Origin of the sequence: Paraburkholderia sp. BCC1876 (assembly GCF_902833695.1) — a bacterium.
Lineage (GTDB): Bacteria > Pseudomonadota > Gammaproteobacteria > Burkholderiales > Burkholderiaceae > Paraburkholderia.
In genome coordinates this window covers 1,316,253-1,338,240 of the sequence record NZ_CADFGI010000001.1, presented here as the reverse complement: position 1 = coordinate 1,338,240, position 21,988 = coordinate 1,316,253, and the positions used below count along the sequence as shown (strand labels likewise).

Below are 21,988 nucleotides of genomic sequence, written 5' to 3'. Positions count from 1 at the left end.
GGAGAAGCAGATGGCAGCAGAGACGTTGACAGGCTTGTCGGGCAAGGTCGCGGTAACGAACATCGGGCTGCTGCTATCCGGCGACATCGATCAGCCGATTCTCGACGCGGACACGCTGGTGATCGACGACGGCGTGATCGTCGCGATTGGCCGGGAAAAAGACTGCGATCTCGAAGGCGCGCGGACCACGGTCGATTGCAAAGGCACCACGGTCGCGCCGGGTCTGATCGACTCGCACGTGCATCCGGTATTCGGCGACTGGACGCCGCGCCAGAATCAGATGGGCTGGATCGAATCGAATCTGAACGGCGGCGTGACGACCATGATCTCGGCCGGCGAAGTGCATTTACCCGGCCGGCCGAAAGACATCGTCGGCGTGAAGGCGCTGGCCATTACCGCGCAACGCTCGTTCGAAGGCATGCGCGGCGCGGGTGTCGGCGGCGGCGTGAAGGTCATGGCGGGCGCGCCGGTGATCGAGAAGGGCATGGTCGAGGAAGACTTCAAGGAGCTCTCGGAAGCGGGCGTGAAGCTGCTCGGTGAAGTCGGACTCGGCAGCGTGAAGGGTGGCGAGGAAGCCGCGCAGATGGTGGCGTGGGCGCGCAAGTACGGCATTCAAAGCACGATTCATACAGGCGGTCCGTCGATTCCGGGCTCGGGGCTGATCGATCGCGACGTGGTACTCGCCGCCGACGCCGACGTGATCGGCCACATCAACGGCGGGCATACGTCGCTGTCTTATCGACACGTGTGCGATTTGTGCGAGCAATCGAGCCGCGCGCTGGAGATCGTCCACAACGGCAACGAACGGATCGCCTTGCTGACCGCGCGTCATGCGATCGAATTGAAGTGTCCGCACCGCATTATTCTCGGCACCGATAGTCCGGCCGGTTCCGGTGTGCAACCGCTCGGCATTCTGCGAATGATCGCGCTGATTTCGAGTCTCGCGGATGTACCCGCGGAAATCGCCTTCTGCTTCGCGACCGGCAACACCGCGCGGCAACGCAATCTGCGCCAGGGTTTGATCGAAGTGGGTCGTCCCGCCGATCTGGTGTTCATGGACCGCGCGCAACACACGGCCGCCGACACGCTGCTCGAAAGCGTGCAACTCGGCGATATTCCCGGCGTCGGCATGGTGATGATCGACGGCTTGATCCGTTGCCGGCGCAGCCGCAACACGCCGCCGGCCACCGAAGTGCCGGTGGTGCTGTGAGCGCGCGCGGCTCCGCAAGGCCTGCACGGTCATGAACCGCCAGGCGCCGCTGACGCTGAACGTGAACGGCGCGACGCATCTCGTCGCCGCCGCGGCGGACACGCCGTTGTTGTACCTGCTGCGCAACGACCTCGCGCTGAACGGGCCGAAATTCGGCTGCGGTCTCGGCGAATGCGGTGCCTGCACGGTCCTGCTCGACGGCGTGCCGACGCGTGCTTGCGTCACTACCGCGAAGGTCGCGTTGGGCCGCGAAATCACCACGCTCGAAGGACTCGGCACACGGACGGCGCTGCACCCCGTGCAGCAGGCGTTTATCGAAGAACAGGCCGCGCAGTGCGGCTATTGCCTCAACGGCATGATCATGACGGCCAAGGCCTTGCTCGATCGCGATCCGCATCCGAGCGTCGAAACGATTCGCCGCGAGCTGTCGCGCAATCTGTGCCGCTGCGGCACGCATGTCGAGATCGTGCGCGCGGTGCAGCGCGCCGCCGAGTTGCTGGCCGCACAGCCCGCCGCGCAATCGGCGGTGCATGAGAGCGTACGCACATGACCGGGCCGGATTTCAGCGTCGATCGACGCGCCGCGCCGCCTTCGCGTCAGCAGTTGTATGACGCGCGCAGTGTGCTGATCGTCACGCGGCCACCGCTGGCGCCGGTGAAGGCGGCAATCGGTCAGCCGGGATCGCGCTCGTCGTTCGTGCCCACCGAGGCGGACATGTTCCTCGTGGTACGCGACGACGGCAGCGTCGTCGCGTTTAACGGGCACGTCGACCTGGGCACCGGCATCGGCACGGCGCTCGCGCAGATCGTCGCGGAAGAACTGGATGTGCCGTTGACGCGTGTGTCGATCGTGCTCGGTCATACGGGCGAGGCGCCGAATCAGGGGCCGACGATTGCCAGCGCCACGATTCAGATTTCCGCCGTGCCGTTGCGGCACGCGGCGGCGCAGGCGCGGCACTATCTGCTGAAGGAAGCGGCCGAACGTCTTAATGTCGACGCGGTGCAGCTCGATGTGCGTGATGGTGTGGTCTTTCAGCGCGGTGACGACGCCAGAGCAAAAGGCTGCGTGAGCTACGCCGACCTGGTTGTCGGCAAACGCGTCGAACTGCAACTCGCCACCGACGCGCCGTTGAAATCCCCCGACGCCTACAGGATCGTCGGCAAGAGCACACCGCGTGTCGATATTCCCGCGAAGGCCACCGGCGAATTGAGTTTCGTGCATGACGTGCGTCTCCCGGGCATGTTGCACGGCCGTGTGGTGCGCCCGCCGTATGCGGGCATCGCGCAGGGCGACTTCATGGGCAATAGCCTGTTGCAGGTCGACGAGCACTCGCTCAGCGATTTGCCCGGCATCGTCAAGGTGGTGGTGATTCGCGATTTCGTCGGTATCGTCGCGGAGCGCGAGGAAGTCGCGCAGCAAGCGGTGAAGCGGCTCGACGTGCGCTGGAAAGCCGTGGAAGGTTTGCCGCCGCTCGACACCAGCGAGCAGGTGGAAGCCGCGCTGCGCGCGAATCCGGCCAAACGCCGCGATCTGGTGATCGAGGGCGATGTGGATGCCGCGCTCGCGCAAGACCCGGCTCGCGTGCTGGAACGCACCTACGTCTGGCCGTTTCAGATGCATGCCTCGATTGGTCCGTCGTGCGCGGTGGCCGACTATCGCGAGGGCGCGCTGAAGGTTTGGTCGGGCACGCAGAATCCGCATTCGCTGCGCGCCGACCTCGCGCTGCTGATGGCCATGGACGAAGCGCACATCGAGATCGTGCGCATGGAGGCGGCCGGTTGCTACGGCCGCAATTGCGCGGACGACGTTGCCGCCGACGCCGCGTTGCTCTCGCGCGACACCGGCAGTCCGGTGCGCGTGCAACTATCGCGCGAAGACGAGCATGCGTGGGAGCCGAAAGGCGCCGCGCAATTGATGGACGTGCGCGGCGCGTTGAATGCGCAAGGCGAGTTGGCGGCGTACGACTTCGCGACGCGTTATCCGTCGAACGACGCGCCGACGTTAGCGCTATTGCTGACCGGCACGATCTCCGCGCAGCCGCAGGTGTTCGAAATGGGCGACCGCACGGCCGTGCCGCCGTACGACTATCGCGCCATGCGGATTGTCTGCGACGACATGCCGCCGATCGTGCGGGCGTCGTGGCTGCGTGGCGTGTCCGCGTTGCCGAACACGTTTGCGCACGAGTCTTTTATCGACGAACTCGCGGAGCAGGCGGGCGTCGATCCGGTCGCGTTTCGTTTGCAGCATCTCACCGATCCGCGTGCGATCGATCTGGTCAAAGCGGTGGCCGAGAAAGCGGGCTGGGAACCGCGCGAGCGGTCAGAAAACCCCGCTGAAAACCGCGCTGAAAATGCGGCAGCCCAGGAACAAGGCGACATCGTCCGAGGCCGCGGTTTCGCTTACGCCCGCTACGTGCACAGCAAATTCCCCGGCTTCGGCGCGGCGTGGTCCGCATGGGTCGCCGACATCGAAGTGAACCGCAAGAGCGGCGAACTCGCGGTGACGCGCGTGGTGGTCGGCCAGGATACCGGCACGATGGTCAATCCGGACGGCGTGCGTCATCAGATTCACGGCAACGTGATCCAGGCGACCAGCCGCGCGTTGAAAGAACGCGTGACGTTCGGCGAGAACGCGGTGACGAGCCAGGAGTGGGGCGCATATCCGATCCTCACGTTCCGTGAAGTGCCGGTGATCGACGTGGTGATGATGCCGCGTCACGGCGAGCCGCCAATGGGCGCGGGCGAATCCGCGTCGCTGCCCGGCGCGGCGGCGATTGCCAACGCGCTGTACGACGCGACGGGCGTGCGCTTTCGCCGGCCGCCGTTCACGCCCGAGACGATCCGCGCGGCGCTCGCCGACGCGCAAGCCGAAGACGCCAAAGCGCGCAAGAAAAAGCGCTGGCGCCTGGGCTTTCTCGGCGCATTCGCGGCGGGCGCGGCCGGCTGGCTCGGCGCGTTGTCGCTTGCGCCGGCTGCCATTGCACCGATCACGCCGCCGCTCGCGAGCGCGTTCGCGCCCGAACTCGTGGCGCGCGGCAAACTGCTTGCCGCGCTCGGCAATTGCGCGGTGTGCCACACCGCGCACAACGGCGTGCCGAACGCCGGCGGCAAACCGCTCGATACGCCGTTCGGCACGGTCTACAGCACCAACCTCACGCCCGACGGTCAGACGGGGATCGGCAACTGGTCGCTGGAGGCTTTTGTGCGCGCGATGCGGCAAGGCATCAGCCGCAACGGTCATCGGCTCTATCCGGTGTTTCCGTACACGTCGTTCCAGAACACGTCCGACGACGATCTCAAAGCGCTCTACGCTTACCTGATGGCACAAACGCCGGTTCGCTCGCGTCCGCCGGAAACGAAACTGCCGTATCCGTTCAGCGTGCGTCCGTTGATGAGCGCATGGAACGCGCTGTTTCTCGGCCGCACGACGTTCACCGCGAGCGCGACGCAAAGCGCGCAATGGAATCGCGGCGCGTATCTGGTGAACGGACTCGGCCATTGCAGCGCCTGTCATACGCCGCGCAACGCATTCGGCGCGGAGAAAAGCGGCGCGGCGTTCATGGGCGGCGGCATCGCCGAAGGCTGGGAAGCGCCTGCGTTATCGACGCTCTCCAACGCGCCCGTGCCGTGGAGCGAAGACGAATTGTTCAGCTATCTGCGCTACGGTCACGCGCCGCTGCACGGCGTCGCGGCGGGGCCGATGGCGCCAGTTGTCGGCGATCTGGCGGCGCTGCCCGACAGCGATATTCGCGCGATGGCTGCCTATCTGGCGTCGCTCAATCCGTTGGAGCCGAATGCCGATCCGGTCGCGCTGGCGCGTCAGTACGAACAGGCCAGTGCGATTACCGGCGCGCCCGTGGGGCTCGGCGCACGGCTCTTCGACGGCGCGTGCGCCGCGTGCCATCACACCGGCAACGGGCCGCAACTGTTCGGCGCGCATCCGTCGCTCGCGCTTAACACGAATCTGCACAGCGCAACGCCTGATAACCTGATTCGCGTGATTCTCGACGGCATCGGCTCGCCTGCACGGCCCGAACTCGGTACGATGCCGGCTTATCGCGACAGTTTCAACGACGCCCAGGTGAGCGAACTCGTGTCTTATCTGCGGCAGCAATTCGCCGGTGGCAAGCCGGCCTGGCAGGACGTGGCGACGAGCGTCGCACGAATTCGCGCGACGCCGCCGGCCGAGTGAATGCTTGATAACAACGACCCGTATTCCCGCAATCCTTTTGATAACGGAGAAACGCATGACCACGCGCGCAGGATTCCTCTCTCGCCTCATGGTGCCGACGCTGCTGTCGCTCGCCGCGCTGAGCGCGAGCGCCCAGCAGACGATCAAGATCGGTGAAATCAACAGCTACAAGGCGCAACCCGCCTTTCTCGGGCCTTACAAGAACGGCTGGAATCTCGCGCTCGACCAGGTGAATGCGGCGGGCGGCGTGCTCGGCAAACAACTCGAAGTCGTGTCGCGCGACGACAACGGCAACCCGGGCGACACGATTCGCGTGGCGCAGGAATTGATCGCGCGCGAGCAGGTGCAGTTGCTGTTCGGCGGCTTCCTGTCGAACACGGGTCTCGCGTTGACCGACTTCGCGAAGCAGAAGAAGATTTTCTTCCTCGCCGCCGAACCGCTGACCGACAAGATCGTCTGGGCCGACGGCAACAAATACACGTACCGTCTGCGCCCTTCCACGTATATGCAGGTGGCAATGCTGGTGCCGGAAGCGGTCAAGCTGAAGAAGAAGCGCTGGGCGCTGGTGTATCCGAACTACGAGTACGGTCAGTCGGCGGTGGCGACCTTCAAGAAGCTGCTGACGGCCGCGCAACCTGACGTGCAGTTCGTCGCCGAACAGGCCACGCCGCTCGGCAACGTCGACGCGGGCGCGGTCACCCAGGCGATCGCCGACGCGAAGCCGGATGCGATCTTCAACGTGCTGTTCGGCGCCGATCTCGGCAAGTTCGTGCGCGAGGGCAATACGCGCGGACTCTTCAAAGATCGCAGCGTGGTGTCGTTGCTGACGGGCGAACCGGACTATCTGGACCCGCTGGGCGCGGAAGCGCCGACCGGCTGGATCGTGACGGGCTACCCGTGGTATTCGATCGATACGGCGGCCAACAAGAAGTTTGTCGACGCGTATCAGGCCAAGTATCACGACTATCCGCGACTGGGTTCGGTGGTGGGTTATTCGGCGTTGATGTCGATTGCCGACGGCATCAGGAAGGCCGGCTCGGTCGATCCGGATAAGCTCGCCGCCGCGTTCAAGGGACTCGGCGTGGACACGCCGTTCGGGCCGATCACCTATCGCGCGCAGGACAATCAGTCGACCATGGGCGCGTATGTCGGCGTGACGGGTTTGAAGGACGGCAAGGGCGTGATGACGTCGTACCGGTATATCGACGGCGCGAGCGTTCAGCCGTCGGATGCGGAGGTCAAGAAGCTGCGGCCGGCTGACTGAGTGTGAGTGCGGCGGCCGTCATGCGCCGCTACTCTTCGGCGTCGTGCTCGATCACAAAACGTTTCAGATAAGCGAGCACGGCGGCTTCGACCGCGCGATGATCCGCGGTGCTTTTGGAGCCCGCATTCTCTTCATCGCCGAACAGGGTGGACGGGGCGTTATGCACGTCCACCTCCTGTCCCTCGCGAAACACGCGGATCTCGTGAACGTCTTCCGCGTATTCGGCGATCCAATGCACGCCTTCGATATGCGCACCTGCACGAACGGTCGGTATCTTCATGAGCGTCTCCCGTGGGCCGGACCACGGCGCCGACCCTTGCTGACACGATACGCCGTCCGTCTGGCCGGCGCGAGCCCTGCCGGGCAACTTTCATCGCGATTCACGACGATTCAGGGCTACCGCGCTTGCGGCACGGCCGTTGCTGCATGACAAAGGTCACCATCAACCGGAGGATCGTCATGCCTGAACAGAAAACCCTTAAGCGCGTCGCGGCCGACAAACGCGCCGGCAAGGCGTCGAGTACCCAGGCCGGGGAGTTCGTCAAGGAACAGGTCGACAAGGTGCGCGCCGGCAAGCACGGTGTGAGGTCGGCCAGACAGGCGATCGCGATCGGCCTCTCGGAAGCGCGCCGTGCTGGCGTCGCCGTGAAATTGCCGAAGAAGGGCACGGCGAGCGCGGCAACACGCAAGAAAGCCGCCACGGATAACGCCGCCGGCCAGCACAAGAGCACCGCGAAGAAGAGCACGGAGTCGACGGCGAAGCGTTCGCGCGCGTCCACCAATGCGTTGAAGCGGGAAGGGAGCTCGGGCGCGTCGCGCGCGGCGCTGTCGAAGCAGACGAAGTCGGCGGCGGCCAAACGTCCGGCGGCCAGCCGTTCTGCCGCGGCCAGGAAGGCAGCGGCGACGAAGGGCGCGGCAGGGCGCTCGGCGGCCGCGAAAAAGGCGGCACACACGAGAGCTTCACGCACGCATCACTGAGTGGGGTCTGCTGTCTGGCCTGCCATTGCGAGGCAGGCGATAAATGAAAGGCGGCGCCGAGGACGGCGCCGCCTTTTCTGCTTTACTGCCCTGTCTTTACTGCACCGTCGCCAGCACGTCGCCCACCGTCTTGAAGAGGTGCGCGATCTGCTCTTCGTCAATGATGAGCGGCGGCGAAAACGCCAGGATGTCGCCGGTAAAGCGCACCAGCACGCCCGCTTCGAAGCATTTGACGAACGCCTCGTAAGCCCGCGCGCCCGGCGCGCCGTCACGCGATTCCAGCTCCACGCCCGCGATCATGCCGAGGTTGCGCACGTCCTTCACATGCTTCGCGTTGCGCAGCGAGTGAGCGGCGGCTTCGAACGTCGGCGCGAGCTTGCCGGCGCGTTCGAACAGGCCTTCGCGGCGATACAGATCGAGCGTGGCGACGGCCGCCGCGGCCGCTGCCGGGTGAGCCGAATACGTGTAGCCGTGGAACAGTTCGATCGCGCCTTGCGCGCCGCCGTTGACGATCGTGTCGTGGACCGTGCGGCTGGCCGCCACGGCGCCCATGGGAATCGCGGCGTTATTGATGGCCTTGGCCATCGTGATCAGGTCCGGCGTCACACCGAAATACTCGCTGGCCGTCGCCTTGCCGATCCGGCCGAAGGCGGTAATCACTTCGTCGAAAATCAGCAGGATGCCGTGCTTCGTGCAGATCTCGCGCAGCTTCTGCAGATAGCCTTGCGGCGGAATCAGCACGCCCGTGGAACCAGCCACCGGCTCGACGATCACGGCCGCAATGGTCGACGCGTCATGCAGCGTGACGATCCGTTCGAGTTCGTCGGCGAGATGCGCGCCCCACGCCGGCTGGCCCTTCGTGAACGCGTTGTGTTCGAGGTTATGCGTGTGCGGCAGATGATCCACCGCCGGCAGCAGCGCGCCGGAGAAGGTCTTGCGATTCGGCGCGATACCGCCGACCGAAATGCCGCCGAAGCCCACGCCGTGATAGCCGCGCTCGCGGCCGATCAGGCGGGTGCGCTGGCCTTCGCCGCGCGAACGGTGATAGGCGAGGGCGATCTTCAGCGCCGTGTCGACGGATTCGGAACCCGAGTTCGTGAAGAAGATGCGGTCGAGGCCTTCCGGCATCAGTTCGGCGACCTTGGTGGCGGCTTCGAACGCGAGCGGGTGGCCCATCTGGAAGGTCGGCGCGAAATCGAGCGTGGAGAGCTGCTCGGTGATCGCGGCCACGATCTCGTCACGGCCGTGGCCGGCGTTCACACACCAGAGACCGGCGCAACCGTCGAGCACTTCGCGGCCGTCCGTGGTGCGGTAGTACATGCCCTTGGCCGATTCCAGCAGGCGCGGCGCGGCCTTGAACTGGCGGTTGGCGGTGAAGGGCATCCAGAAGGACGACAGGTCGTCGATGACGGGGCGCGAAGTCATGGGTATCTCCTCGAAGTGGGTCCCCAAGGGCGTCCTTTGGGGCATGGCGAAACTGTAGCGTCCGCGGTTTAATGGCGGCATAAACAGTTGACGCAGTGTGACGCTAACTGTATTGGTAGGTTTGCGCTAACTGTGCTAACTGTGTCGCTGGATGGGAGGCTTTCGCAGGCTTCGATCCAACGCATTTCATCCCTGTTTCGCCGCCTTTTGCGGCGTGCTTTTGCGTCCTGACCATGATCGAACTTCAACTCGAGCGCGACCGGCGCGCCGCGCCCACGCTCGTCGAGCAGGTGGTGCAAGGCTTCACGCGCGCCATCGAGGGGCAATCGCTGCGCGCGGGCGCACTGCTGCCGTCGGTGCGGCAACTGGCGCAGAGCCATGAGCTGAGCACCTTCACAGTGACTGAAGCATACAACCGTCTGGTGTCGATGGGGCTGGTGGTCGCGCGGCGCGGTTCCGGCTACCGGGTGGCGGCGCGCGCGCAGTCCGCGCGAGTCGCCGCGACCGACTGGCAGCCGCCGAGCCTCACCGCGACCTGGCTGCTGTCCGACGTGTTCGCCGACCATTCGGTGCCGATCAAGGCGGGCGGCGGCTGGCTGCCGAACGAGTGGATCAACGAAACCGGTCTGCAGCATGCATTGCGTGCGATGAGCCGGGTGCCGGCGGCGCGGCTCGGCGATTACGGGCATCCGTACGGATTCGCGCCGCTGCGCGAGCGGATCGCCGAGCAGCTCGATCGGCGCGGTTTGCCGGTGGACGTCTCCAACGTGCTGCTCACGCAGGGCGCGACTCAGGGATTGGATCTGATCGTGCGCACGTTGCTGCGCGCGGGCGATGCCGTGATCGTCGAAGATCCGGGGTATTGCAATCTGCTGCAGATCCTCAAGCTCGCGGGGCTGGTCGTGCATGGCGTGCCGCGCACGCCGGCGGGCGTCGATACCGACGTGCTCGAAGCGCTGGTCGCGCAGCACAAGCCGAAGGCGATCTTCGTCAACACGACGCTGCAGAATCCGACCGGCGCGACCTTCGGCATGTCGGCCGCGTTCCGTCTGCTGCAGATCGCCGAGCGTCAGCGCATGTGGGTGATCGAAGACGACGTGAGCCGTGAACTGGCGCCGTCCGGCGCACCGCTTTTCGCGGCGATGGAAGGCTTGCAGCGCGTGCTGTACGTGGGCGGTTTTTCGAAGACGGTGACGCCGGGGCTGCGCTGCGGCTACGTGGTCGCCGAGCGCGCGGTGTTGCGCGAACTGGCGCGCACGAAGATGGCGGTGGGGTTGACGTCGTCGGAAGCGATCGAACGGATCGTCGACAAGGTGCTGCTCGAAGGGCGCTATGCGCGTCACGTGGAGGCCGTGAACGAGCGGCTGAAGCTCGTGCATGCCACCGTCGAAGAGCGGCTCGATTCGCTGGGTTTGGAACTGTTCCACCGGCCGCGTGCCGGCTTGTTTCTGTGGGCGCGTCTGCCGATCGAACCCGAGCGTGCCGGCGAGGTGGCGACGGCGGCGCTCGCGCATGGAATCTGGCTTGCGCCGGGCTCGTACTTCAGGCCCGACGATGCGCCGAGCGCATGGTTCCGCTTCAACGCGCCTTACTCGACGGACGACGCGTTGTGGCGGTTTATCGAGCGGGTCGGCCGAGGCGCGGTGTAGTCGCTATTGCGCTGCTCAACCCGCGTGGCCGAGCAGCTTCAACGCAATCGGATACAACGACAGCACCAGCAACAGCGCCATCGCGACATTGAAAATACGCAGGCGCTTCGGGTCCGACAACACCTTGCGCATCGCCGTGCCGAACCCTGCCCACAAGCAGATGCACGGAAAACCGATCACGTAGAAGATCGCGGCCATCGCGACCGCATTCATGCTGTAGCTCTCGCTGAGATGAATGGTCGTGGCGGCGGTCAGCACCATCATCCATGCCTTCGGATTGACCCACTGGAACGCGATGGCTTCATGAAATTTCATGGGCCGGCGTTCGCCTTTCTTGAGCTTCAATTCGCCCGACGTGCCGATCTTCCACGCCAGATACAGCAGATAGGCAACGCTCGCCACTTCGAGCACCGTGTACAGCACCGGGAAATGGACGAAGGCTTCACCGAGGCCAATGCCCACCGACAGCATCAACAGCACGACGCCGAGGCTGATACCGGACAGATGCGGCAACGTGCGGCGAAAACCGAAGTTGACGCCCGAGGCGAGCAGCATCGTGTTGTTCGGACCGGGCGTGATGCTGGTGACGAGCGCGAACAGAATGCCGGCTGGCAGGGCGCTGAGGCTGAGGTAAAACATGGCGTGCTCCGGTGTCTGGCGATAGAACTGGAATAGAACTAGCAATAGGACGTCGAAGCATTCTAAAGAGGGTTGCCGGTACAGTACCTATACGGTTTGCGAGATGGTGTCCGGTACGGGCGCATGACGACAGCCGGCTCGGATCACATCCATGACCGTAAAACGACTGTATTGTTGAGATTTTCGCCAATAATAGACCGATAAGACGTTGCGACGTATCGAGCAGCTAACATTGACTTCCTGGCAGGAGCAATCCGACCACCGCGAACCGCCTTTGTCGATAGGAGGCGCCGTCGATCGCTGGGATCACCGCGTCGACGACGACTATTATTTCGAGGCGCTTAAGCGTCATTAGGCGTCAACGAGGGAGATTCATTTCTGCCTCGTTCACCCCGGACGGCCGCAGCGATTCCCGCTTTAGCGGATGACCTTGTCCAACGTAATGGGCAGATCGCGAATGCGCTTGCCCGTTGCGTTGAAGACCGCGTTCGCCACGGCCGCTCCCACGCCGGTAATACCGATTTCGCCCACGCCGCGTGCGCCCATCGGCGTGTGAGGATCGGCGTCATCGTTCCAGATGATGTCGATCTTCGGCACGTCCAGATGCACCGGCACGTGATAGTCGGCGAGCGACGGATTCATGATGCGGCCCGTTCTCTCGTCGAACTCGCTTTCCTCCATCAGCGCAAGGCCAAGGCCCATGATGATGCCGCCGCGAAACTGGCTGGCTGCGGTCTTGGCGTTGATGATCCGGCCGCAGTCGAACGAGCCGAGAAAGCGGCTTACGCGAATCTCGCCGGTCACGGCGTTCACCCGCACCTCGCAGAACAGCGCGCTATGGCTGTGCATGGACCAGTGTTGTAACTCGAAGGGCATCGGCGCGTCAGCCTCGACCGTCACTTCCGTTTGTCTGGCGCGGGCCAGCAAGGCGGCGTAGGTCTCGAAGCGGTTCTCGTCTGCCAGCGCACAGAGACCGCCGTCGCGGCCGCCCACTTCGTCGGGTAAAAGCCCGGAAAGGGGCGAGTTGTTGCCGGCGAACTGGAGCAGTTTTCTGACGAGCTTGTGATGAGCCGCGATCACGGCAGCGCCGATCGCGGCCGTCTGCTGCGAGCCGCCCGCCAGCACCACCCCTGGTAACGTGGAGTCGGCGTATTTGAAATCGATGGCGTCCATGCCCAGGCCGAGCCGCTCGGCAACGATCTGAGTCTGAGCGGTCGACGTGCCCATGCCCATCTCGTGCGCGGCGATGCTGACGGTGGCGCGCCCTGTATCGGTCAGCGTGATACGTGCTGCGCCGCCCGGCATCCGGTAATACGGATAGGTGCCCGTGGCGCAGCCCATGCCGACCAGCCAGTCGTCGTCGCGCCGTGCGCCCGGCGCGACGCGCGCCTGCCAGCCGAAGCGCTCGCGTCCCACCTTCCAGGCCTCGACAATGCCACGTTGAGAGAACGGCAGCCCGCTCGTCGGATCCTTGTCCGGCTCGTTCGCGATCCGCAATTCGATCGGGTCCATGCCCATGGCGTGCGCGAGTTCGTCGACGCCGGACTCCAGGCCGAACGTACCGACTGCCTCGCCGGGCGCTCGCATGAAAGTATTGGCCGTCATGTGCATCTTGACGGTCTCGACGTCGAGCAAAAAGCTGCGCGACGCGTAGGCGCTTTTTGCCGGCAGAATGAACGGTTCCGGCATGTTGTTGTGGGGCGTCATGGCGACCGTGCCGGTGTGGATCAGCGCGTCCAGCGTGCCGTCGGCCTGGGCGCCCAGCGCAACTCGCTGTTCGGTGAGCGTGCGGCCGCCCACGAGGCGGAACACCCCTTCGCGGGACAGCATGATCCGCACGGGCCGCTGTGCCAGCTTCGCTGCTGCGGCGGCCAGCACCTGGTGTTGCCACACCGTTTTCGAACCGAAGCCGCCGCCCACATACGGCGACGTGACGTGCACTTTTTTCTCGTCGATGCCGAACACGTGTGCGAGGGTCCATGCTTCGTGAGCGACTGCCTGCACGGTGTCGTGAATCCGCAGCGTGTCACCCTGCCAGGTGAGCGTCGCCGCATGCAGTTCGATGGGATTGTGATTGTGACGCGGGGTCGTGTAGTGGGCATCGATCTTGTAGGGCGCCGCAGCCAGCATGGCCTCCGCTTCGTTGATCTCGAGCTTCAACGGCTCGCCCTGGAACACGCCGGGTTCCGAGCCTTTCGCCTTGGCCGCAGTGAGCGACGTCACCGCATCGCTTTGCGCCTCATACGTGATCCCGATCAGCGATTGCGCATGGTCCGCCTGCTCCTGGGTCTCGGCCAGCACCAGCGCGACCGGCTGGCCATTCCAGTGAATCTGCTCATCCTGCATGACCGGCAGATCGTCGCCGCCCGCGGCCTTGGGCTGCGTCATGAACGCCGGCATGGGTTTCAGGCGAGGCGCGTTGCGGTAGGTCATCACCAGGACGACGCCTGGCGCGGCCTCGGCGGCGGCGGTGTCGAAGTCGACAATGCGGCCGCGCGCAATAGTCGAATACTTCAGCGCCGCGTAAGTCATGCCATCGAGCGGAAATTCGGCCGCGAAAGTCGCCAGGCCGGAAACCTTCAACGGTCCGTCGATGCGGCTCACGGAAGCGCCGATCAGGCCGTGCTTGTGGAGAATCAGCGGATCGGGCTCGCCGCCGGGGATAAAGCGGTCAGGGGCGAGGGCAATGGCCTTTTTCATCACCGCCTGCATGGCATCCTTGAGGATAGGCATCAGTGTGTCTCCTGCAGAGCGGTCAGGCGGACCAGTGTGTCGACGATCACGCGCTGCGCGAGTTCAATCTTGAAGGCGTTGTCGCGCAGACCGCGCGCGGAAGCGAGTTCGGTTTGCACCGCCGCGTGAAACGCCGCTTCGGTCGCCGGGCCGCCCTTGACGGCCGCTTCGGCCGCGCTGGCGCGCCACGGTTTGTGAGCGACGCCGCCCAGAGCGATCCGCACGTCTTTCACGACGCTGTCCTGCACTTGCAGAACCACGGCGACCGAGATCAACGCGAACGCATAGGAGGCGCGGTCGCGTACCTTGCGATAGATGGAACGACCCGTCATGGCAGGCGGCAGCGTCACCGCAGTGATCAATTCGCCGGCCTCCAGCACGGTCTCGATGTGAGGCGTTTCGCCGGGCAGCACATGAAAATCGATCAACGGAATCTCGCGTTTGCCGTTGCGACCTTCCACCGTGACCACCGCATCCAGCGCAGCCAGCGCCACGGCCATATCGGAAGGGTGGGTGGCGACACAGGCGGGCGAAGCGCCAAGAATGGCGTGCATGCGGTTGAAACCATCGACGGCATCGCAGCCCGCGCCGGGCACGCGTTTGTTGCAGTGCGCCGCGTCGTCGTAGAAGTAGCCGCAGCGCGTGCGCTGCAGCAGGTTGCCGCCCACGGTCGCCATATTGCGGATCTGCGCGGAAGCGCCGGCGAGGATCGCCTCGGACAGCATCGGATAGCGCTCCCGCACGCGCCGGTCGGCCGCCGCTGCGGTGTTCTTGACCCCGGCGCCGATTCGCAGATTGCCTTCGGCGGTCTCATCGATTGCGCACGAGAGACGCGTAACGTCGACGAGCACGATGGGATGCTCGATGGTCTCGCGCATCAGGTCGACGAGGTTGGTGCCCCCGCCCAGGTATTTGGCGCCCGGCTGGACGCCGAGCGTTAGCGCCGTCTGCGGATCGGACGCGCGTTTGTAGGTAAAGGGATTCATCAGGCGGCCTCGCGCCTGGCGGGCTCGGCGCCGTCCGCGCCGAACGTGTCATGGATCGCGTCGACGATGCCGTTGTAGGCGCCGCAGCGGCACAGGTTGCCGCTCATTCGTTCGCGCAATTCATCGTCCGTGAGTTCGAAACCTGCCGCGCTCACGTCCGCGCTGACATAGCTCGGCACGCCGCGCTTCAGTTCTTCGACCATGCCGAGCGCCGAGCAGATCTGGCCGGGGGTACAGTAGCCGCACTGGAAGCCGTCGTGCTCGACGAAAGCGGCTTGCAGAGGATGAAGTTTGTCTGGTCCGCCCAGCCCCTCGATGGTGGTGATTGCGCAATCCTGGTACTGCACCGCGAGCGCGAGGCAACTGTTGATGCGGGTGCCGTCCACCAGCACAGTGCAGGCGCCGCATGCTCCCTGATCACAGCCCTTTTTCGCGCCGAACAGGTGACGGTGTTCCCGCAGCAGATCGAGCAGCGATGTCCTCGGGTCGAAGTCCAGCTCGGCCTCGCAGCCGTTGATGACGAAATGCATGGTTGCACTCCCATTGAATTCGCGTTGACCTGTCGCGATGCTCCGGCATCGCCGTGACCTCAGCGCGTTGTCGCAAGCGGCGTTCCACGAGCTTGGCGTCTGTCCACCAACCGGCGATTCAGGGCGGCGGTCGCCGCCCAGCGTACGCGCAGCAGGCGCCGACTAGAAACGCGCACAAAGCGATCGCCCGAAGTGAAAGCACAAGAAATATCGTGCCCGTCCCAACCGAAACCCACGCGATGAAGGCTAATGTCTGCCGATGCAACAGCGCACTTCGGATCAAGTGCTGAATTGACCCATATCGTTCCGCGGTAGGCGCCAGCCGACGTTTTGCGCAAATCTTGCGAATACCGGCCGGGGCGCCGCTGTCGGGGGGAGTGGCCATGACACTATTAGACCTTGTGGTTGGATAGGGGCGACATGCGCGATGCGATTGTGCGGCTTGCCGCCGACGATGCCGTCACCAGATCGACGATCGCCCTCATATCCTCGTCGCAACTGTTGTACCCGCGCCCGGAACTGGCCTTCGACTCTCCCCGTTGGGTAGCTGATCAAACAAGACCCTCCAGCTTGCCCTCCGCGCGGTTCGACAGGATTCAATCGCGCCTGTAACACGAGTGCCTGCGGGCGAGCGCCGCGCCGGTCTGAGCCGCTGCGTCGTTCGATAGCGCTGCGACCCGCAGCGCTCAAAAAAGCCACTTGCAGGCAAACTCGGCTGCGAGTGCCGCGCCCGCGAACAGCGTGGCCAACCAGCACAGCGCGCGCAAGGTCCAATGGGTGTTGAGATCGCCCACCGCGGAGCGTTTCATGCTCAGCAACACGAGCATCACCATCACGGGCGTAGCGGTCGAGCCGTTGAGCACGGCGCTCCAGTAGAGCGCCCGGATCGGCTCGACGTGCATGAGTGTCAGGCCGACCCCGATCGACACGCCGAGCGCCATGACAACGAGAAGTGCGCGCGCCACCGGCCGATTGTGCTGTTTGCCTGGGAGCCGGTCCCGCGCGCTGACCGCAGCATTGGCGGCCGATCCGGCGAGCGGGGGCAGCGCGAGCAGGGCGGTGCCGATGAACGCCAATCCCAGCACGTGCGATGCATATCCGCCGGCGAGCGGCCGAAGTACGCTTGCGGCGTCGTAGGCGTTGGCGAGGCCGTGTCCGCTTGCGTGAAGCGTCGACGCGGCCGCGGCCATGATAAACAACCCGACCGCGTTCGACAGCACCGTTCTGATCAGGGTATCGCCGCGCACTTTTTTCAACTGCCGGTTGCTCGTGGCGCGATCCGCACCCGCTGCTCGAGGTCGATTTCCTTCAATCTGCTGCTCGGCCTGAGAGAACAGAAGATACGGGCTGATCGTCGTGCCCAGCACGGCCAGCAGCATGGTGAAGTAGTCGCCGCGCCATGTGATGTGCGGCACGAAGGCGTTGAAAGCGAGCGTCTGCCATGACGTATGGCCGATCAGCGTGACGCCGACGTAGGCGAACAGGCACGCAGCCAGCCACTTCAGAATCCGCGCATAGCGTGCGTACGGCACAAACCACTGGAGCGCGATCGACAGAACGCCGAAAGCGGCGGCGAATAGCGGAACTGAACCGTGCCACAGGAGTTGCGCGCCGACCCCCATCGCGACGACATCGGCCGCGATGTTGAACACGTTGGCGACGAGAAAGCGCGCAACCGCGAGATAGAAAAGCAGACGCGAGTAATGCTCGCGCATGTTCACCGTCAAGCCCTTACCCGTCTGCGCCGCGATTCTCGACGCGACGAGCTGGAATGCCACCATCGATGGATAGGACAGCGCGCACATCCACAGCATGTCGTAACCGAATTGCGCGCCGGCCAGCGAATACGTCACGACTCCGCTCGGGTCGTTGTCGGTTGCGGTCGAAATCAGCCCTGGGCCGACATGCATTGCCCACGAATGCGCGGGCAGTGCGTCGCGCGCATCCGTGGTCCGCGCCTGTTCGCCGACGAAGGACATGGTTCTGCGGGTGCGTCAGGTCAGGTGATTACCGCCCGTCACACCGTACACCTCGCCGGTCACGAAGCTCGACTCCTGCGACGCGAGCAGCACATAGACCGGCGCGAGTTCGGCGGGCTGTCCCGGACGCTTCATCGGCACCTCCGAGCCGAATTTCTCGACTTTTTCCTGCGGTTGACCGCCGCTCGGCTGCAGCGGCGTCCATACCGGCCCAGGCGCCACGGCATTCACGCGGACTCCTTTGCCGACGACCTGCTTCGCCAGTGCGTGGGTGAACGCGGTGATGGCCGCTTTGGTCGACGCGTAATCGAGCAGTCCGGGACTGGGCTGATAGCTCTGGATCGACGTCGTATTGATGATCGTCGCGCCGGGCGGCAGATGCGGCAGGGCCGCTTTACATAGCCAGAACATCGCGAAGACATTGGTTCGGAAGGTCGCTTCGAACTGCTGCGTCGACAGATCGGCGATTTCGTCGACGTAAGTCTGTTTGCCCGCGACATTCACGAGAATATCGAGCCCGCCTAGCCGTTCGATCGCCTGATCCACTAATTGCGTGCAGAAGGCTTCTTCGCTTACATCGCCGGGTAGCGCGATGGCCTTGCGGCCCGCGGCCTCGACCAGCTTGACGACTTCGCGCGCGTCCGCCTCTTCGCCCGGCAGGTAGTTCAGCGCGACGTCGGCGCCTTCACGGGCGAACGCGATGGCGACCGCGCGGCCGATCCCGCTGTCCGCGCCGGTAATCAGTGCGCGCCGGCCGACCAGTCTGCCGAAGCCCTTGTAGCTGGTTTCGCCATGATCGGGCCTGGGCGTCATCTGTCGCGCGAGGCCAGGCGCGGACTGCGGTTGTCGCTCGAACGGGGGCTGGGGGTACTGTTTAGTCGGGTCTTGCATCGTGAACTGATCGCGGGTCTCTGACATTGCGGGACTCCTTGTATCGATTAGGCGAGACGTCTACCAGCGGCGCGCCCGTGGAATCAAATGATTGAGCAATGGACATTCCAGGGCAAGGCGCAACTGGGCGAAGGACGGCGACGCAGATCGCGGTCGACGGCACGTCTGCCGATGCTCACCGGCCTGCGCGACCACCTGTGCTTCTACAGTTCTCCCCGTGCAGCCAGCTCGACGATGCGCTCGGCAGTCCGGCACGCGATTGCCTGAATGGTCAGCGAGGGATTCACCCCGCCCACCGTCGGAAACACCGAGCCGTCGCAAATCCACAAATTGCGGATGTCCCAGCTGCGGCAGTCCGCGTCGACCACGCTGCGCGATGGATCGTCGCCCATGCGTGCGGTGCCGTTCAGGTGACAGGTGTCGTCGTTTTCACGCCAGATCTCGCGGCCGCCGGCCGCACCGAGTGCCTGCTCCATGAAGTTCAGTGAATGAGCGATCAACCGCTTGTCGTTGTCGCACAGCGAGTAGGTCACCCGCGCCACCGGCAGACCGTACTGATCCTTTTCGTCCGCGAGCGTGACGCGGTTGCGCTCCTGCGGCAGGGTTTCGCCGACAATCTTCAAGCCGGCCTGATGGTTGTACCTGTGCATCTCGCGCGTTAACGCGTCGCCCCACAGTCCCCGGCCGTTTTGCACACCGGCCCAGCCGGCGGGCAGCGGTCCCTGGCTCATATAGGCGTAGCCGCCGAAGAAGTCCTTACCGGTATCGGTGTAATTCCAGTGCTCCGTGATCGCCAGCGACGGGGGGCCTTTGTACCAGCGGATTTCTTCGTCGAAGGTGCCGTAGACCGCCTGATTCGACTGCGCCATCAGGTTCTTGCCGACGAGGCCCGAACTGTTCGCGAGGCCGTCCGGGAAGCGCCCGTTTGCCGACATCAGCAGGAGGCGCGGCGTTTCGATTGCATAACCGGCGACCACGACATGTTTCGCGCGCTGGAACTGCCAGCGGCCTTCGCGCAGGTAGTCGACGCCGGTCGCGAGGCCCGCGTCGTTCGTGACGATACGGCCGACCATCGCCAGATCGCGTATTTCCGCGCCGGCACGCACCGCGCGCGGAATCCATGTGACGAGAGCGCTCTGTTTGGCGTTGGTCGCGCAGCCGGAGGTGCAGAAGCCGCGATACACACAAGGGTGCGCTTTGCCGCGTGGGGCCGAGAGTGTTGCCAACGGGGTGGCGCTCCAGTCGATCCCGAGCGCTTCGGCGCCGCGTGCGAGCACGAGCGCCGCGGCATTCAATTCGTGCGCGCGGTAGGGGTAGCGAGGTCGTTTCGGTCCCCACGGATAATTCACCGGACCCGAGATCTTCAATGCGTCCTCGACCTGTGCGTAGTAGCGCCACATGTCGCGCCAGTCGAGCGGCCAGTCCGCGCCATAGCCCAGCACGCTACGCGACTTGAACCACTCGGGCCGGAAGCGCAGCGAGACCATCGCGAAGTGCACCGTACTACCGCCGACCGCCTTGCCGCTGTTGTTGTTGCCGAGCCTGAGCGGATTCTCGCCGTCGCAGAGGCGCTCGTCGGTCCAGTAGAGCTTCGCCTGATGCGTTTCGTCTGACGCGAACTCTTCCAGTGGACGCCACCATGCGCCCGCATCGAACGCAACGACCCGGAAGCCTTGCTCCGCCAGCCGGCAGGCGAGCGTGCCGCCGCCCGCGCCAGTGCCGACGATCGCGAAGTCGACCTCGTCGTCGTTCGGATATTCGCGCATCGGCACCCAGCCGCCGCGTTCGAAGACGTCGGGCGCCCGCCCGTTTTTGCCGCGTGGATGCTGCTGGGCTTCATCGAGCACGCCGGTTCTCCTTGCGAGTCTCTTCTTCGTGGCCGGGTTTCGCTTCAGCGGCCTCCCACGGGTCGCGCCGATCGAACACCATCCTCACGTAGCCGCGCGGATTGGCCGGGCCGCCAAAGCCCATTTCGCTCCATGCATGCGGATGCGAGTAATAGGCGCTGCAGATGTCGTGCAGCAGACGTTCGGCAAAGAACAGGTCGGCGGGCATGCCGAACCATGCGTCACTTTTGAGTTCGCCCCGTTGCATCGCTTCGAGCAGTGCGATCTGGCCGGTTTTTCCGACGCTGCCGAACGGCAATTCGTGACGCGTGCGGCTCTCGGCGTCGAGCGCGGCGAGGGCAGTGCGCCAGGCCTGCTGAAGCGGAGGCAAGCGGACGTCGCGGTAACCGTCGCCGGTATTTTGGTGCAGCTTCGCGTCGAGCAGTTCGGCAAGCGGCACCACGGGCTGCGCATCGGCTTGCGGCACGATGCAGATGCACACGGCCCGCACCGCGAGCCATTCGACGGCGTTGAAAAAGCGCGGCTCGGCGGGCGTGGCCAGCCGTTGCGCGATCACGTCGCGCGTCGGGTCGTCCCATGACGGGGTCGTGCGTTTGTCGAGCACGTCGTAGCCGGGGTAACGGGTGGCGCGCGGTGTCCTGTTCGTGTCGCTCATGTTTCGGTCTCCCTCAGACGCAAGGCTGCGAGTCCGGCCAGCGCGAGCGCGGAAAAGCTCGGCGGCGCGGGCAACGGTGGACCGCTGAACAGGTTCTGGCTCCAGTTGCGCCAACCGCCCTGACGGCGCGCGATCCCGCGCGCGTGGAACCCCATGCCCACAAAACCGAGCGCCGTGGTGACGCGCAACCACAGCCGCGTCAGCCAGCGCTCGCGTGGCGAGCTCAGGGCGGCCTGCGCGAGCAGGGCGGCGGCGAGCGGCGGCACGCAGACCGGCGCGTACATCGCGCGATGTTGAAACGCGCCGCGAAAATGCAGTAGCGCGACTTCGCCCGCCGTGCCGATCAGTCCCGCGCTGACGAGTAAGCCGAGCGCACGGCCTGCCGGCATGCCGAGCAATTGCGGGTCGTGCGCCGGTTCATCGCGCAACTGTTCGGCGACGGCGCCCAGCGCGCCGGAAAGTAGCAAGGCCATCGGCGCGCCGACCGGCGCCGCATGAAACAGGTTGTTCCAGCTCCAGCCGCCGGGGCGTTTCGTGATGTTGTACAGATGGAAGCCGGTACCGGCGATACCCGCGACGGCGGCGCCCAGATAAATCGCGTGACGTACCTGATGGGAGTGCTGCTGGCTGTCGCGACCGCCATGCAGGCCGGCCAATAGCGACAGGGTGGCGCAGACTAGCGGCGTATACATCGCCGGGTTGTCGAACGAGCCGCGATAGTGCTCCATCGCGCTGTCGGCGAGCACGGAGAGCGCCAGCAGCGCGGAACTGTGATTGAAGGTGCGGGAGGTTTCGATGTGCGTTTCGACAGCCGGCGCCATGTTGGCTGCCGACCGCGTTCGTTGCGCGCGCAGGGTGTTTCCAGGTGCGCCGCGCCGTGGTTCCTTCGTTGCAATTCGTGCTGATTCGCCGTGTCCAGAGGAACGCATCGCGAACGCCGCCACCGCAGCCGCGCCGGCCACCGCGCAGATCAGCCCCGACACTCGTTGAGAAGTCATTTCAGTGGCTTCC

At 65.0% G+C, this 21,988-nt stretch carries 17 protein-coding genes; 6 read left to right on the top strand and 11 right to left on the bottom strand.

Annotated features, from left to right (window positions below; all coding sequences use genetic code 11):
* Positions 1–10 precede the first annotated feature (10 nt).
* The 4 genes from HWY05_RS05800 to HWY05_RS05785 are packed head-to-tail and all read left to right on the top strand — an operon-like array spanning position 11 to position 6,665.
* Complete coding sequence (locus tag HWY05_RS05800; protein ID WP_176057668.1) at positions 11–1,210, top strand: amidohydrolase family protein; 1,200 nt, start codon at positions 11–13, stop codon at positions 1,208–1,210.
* Positions 1,211–1,241: 31 nt separating this feature from the next.
* Entirely contained in the window at positions 1,242–1,760 is a 519-nt protein-coding gene (locus HWY05_RS05795; RefSeq protein WP_176057667.1) for a (2Fe-2S)-binding protein, read from the top strand.
* Positions 1,757–5,401 (top strand): molybdopterin cofactor-binding domain-containing protein, encoded by a 3,645-nt coding sequence (locus tag HWY05_RS05790; protein WP_176057666.1) that lies wholly within the window; start codon positions 1,757–1,759, stop codon positions 5,399–5,401. Before HWY05_RS05795 ends, HWY05_RS05790 begins: the two co-directional genes overlap by 4 nt.
* A 55-nt stretch (positions 5,402–5,456) precedes the next feature.
* A complete protein-coding gene (locus tag HWY05_RS05785; protein WP_176057665.1) occupies positions 5,457–6,665 on the top strand; it encodes an ABC transporter substrate-binding protein in 1,209 nt (402 codons plus the stop codon).
* Positions 6,666–6,693: 28 nt separating this feature from the next.
* On the opposite strand, the gene HWY05_RS05780 is transcribed toward HWY05_RS05785, so the two are convergent.
* Positions 6,694–6,945 carry a hypothetical protein gene (locus tag HWY05_RS05780; protein ID WP_007178046.1) on the bottom strand — a complete coding sequence of 84 codons (252 nt, stop codon included), beginning with the start codon at positions 6,943–6,945 and terminating at the stop codon, positions 6,694–6,696.
* A 179-nt stretch (positions 6,946–7,124) separates the two neighbouring features.
* Here HWY05_RS05780 and HWY05_RS05775 point away from each other — a divergent pair, with 179 nt between their 5' ends.
* Entirely contained in the window at positions 7,125–7,643 is a 519-nt protein-coding gene (locus tag HWY05_RS05775; RefSeq protein WP_176057664.1) for a DUF6496 domain-containing protein, read from the top strand.
* A gap of 96 nt (positions 7,644–7,739) precedes the next feature.
* Here HWY05_RS05775 and HWY05_RS05770 read toward each other — a convergent pair whose 3' ends face one another.
* Positions 7,740–9,068: an aspartate aminotransferase family protein gene (locus HWY05_RS05770; protein WP_176057663.1), complete on the bottom strand. Its 1,329-nt coding sequence runs from the start codon at positions 9,066–9,068 to the stop codon at positions 7,740–7,742.
* 233 nt (positions 9,069–9,301) lie between these two features.
* On the opposite strand from HWY05_RS05770, the gene HWY05_RS05765 reads away from it, so the two are divergent.
* Positions 9,302–10,717, top strand: coding sequence for a PLP-dependent aminotransferase family protein (locus tag HWY05_RS05765; protein ID WP_035559429.1), 1,416 nt, complete (start codon positions 9,302–9,304; stop codon positions 10,715–10,717).
* A gap of 15 nt (positions 10,718–10,732) precedes the next feature.
* Here HWY05_RS05765 and HWY05_RS05760 read toward each other — a convergent pair whose 3' ends face one another.
* From HWY05_RS05760 to HWY05_RS05720, 9 genes are all read right to left on the bottom strand, one after another.
* A complete protein-coding gene (locus HWY05_RS05760; protein ID WP_035559424.1) occupies positions 10,733–11,356 on the bottom strand; it encodes a LysE family translocator in 624 nt (207 codons plus the stop codon).
* A 417-nt stretch (positions 11,357–11,773) separates the two neighbouring features.
* The gene (locus HWY05_RS05755) at positions 11,774–14,089 is read right to left on the bottom strand and encodes a xanthine dehydrogenase family protein molybdopterin-binding subunit (RefSeq protein ID WP_208459076.1); all 2,316 of its coding nucleotides are present in this window, start codon (positions 14,087–14,089) and stop codon (positions 11,774–11,776) included.
* The gene (locus tag HWY05_RS05750; protein ID WP_176057662.1) at positions 14,089–15,075 is read right to left on the bottom strand and encodes a xanthine dehydrogenase family protein subunit M; all 987 of its coding nucleotides are present in this window, start codon (positions 15,073–15,075) and stop codon (positions 14,089–14,091) included. The genes HWY05_RS05755 and HWY05_RS05750 overlap by 1 nt, the downstream gene beginning before the upstream one ends.
* The gene (locus tag HWY05_RS05745; RefSeq protein WP_176057661.1) at positions 15,075–15,605 is read right to left on the bottom strand and encodes a 2Fe-2S iron-sulfur cluster-binding protein; all 531 of its coding nucleotides are present in this window, start codon (positions 15,603–15,605) and stop codon (positions 15,075–15,077) included. The genes HWY05_RS05750 and HWY05_RS05745 overlap by 1 nt, the downstream gene beginning before the upstream one ends.
* Before the next feature lie 686 nt (positions 15,606–16,291).
* The gene (locus tag HWY05_RS05740; RefSeq protein ID WP_244146501.1) at positions 16,292–17,584 is read right to left on the bottom strand and encodes a divalent metal cation transporter; all 1,293 of its coding nucleotides are present in this window, start codon (positions 17,582–17,584) and stop codon (positions 16,292–16,294) included.
* A 15-nt stretch (positions 17,585–17,599) separates the two neighbouring features.
* The gene (locus HWY05_RS05735; protein WP_176057660.1) at positions 17,600–18,502 is read right to left on the bottom strand and encodes an SDR family oxidoreductase; all 903 of its coding nucleotides are present in this window, start codon (positions 18,500–18,502) and stop codon (positions 17,600–17,602) included.
* 176 nt (positions 18,503–18,678) lie between these two features.
* The gene (locus HWY05_RS05730) at positions 18,679–20,322 is read right to left on the bottom strand and encodes a GMC family oxidoreductase (protein WP_176057659.1); all 1,644 of its coding nucleotides are present in this window, start codon (positions 20,320–20,322) and stop codon (positions 18,679–18,681) included.
* A complete protein-coding gene (locus HWY05_RS05725) occupies positions 20,312–20,977 on the bottom strand; it encodes a gluconate 2-dehydrogenase subunit 3 family protein (protein ID WP_176057658.1) in 666 nt (221 codons plus the stop codon). Before HWY05_RS05725 ends, HWY05_RS05730 begins: the two co-directional genes overlap by 11 nt.
* Positions 20,974–21,975, bottom strand: coding sequence for a hypothetical protein (locus HWY05_RS05720; protein WP_176057657.1), 1,002 nt, complete (start codon positions 21,973–21,975; stop codon positions 20,974–20,976). Before HWY05_RS05720 ends, HWY05_RS05725 begins: the two co-directional genes overlap by 4 nt.
* Between the last annotated feature and the right edge of the window lie 13 nt (positions 21,976–21,988).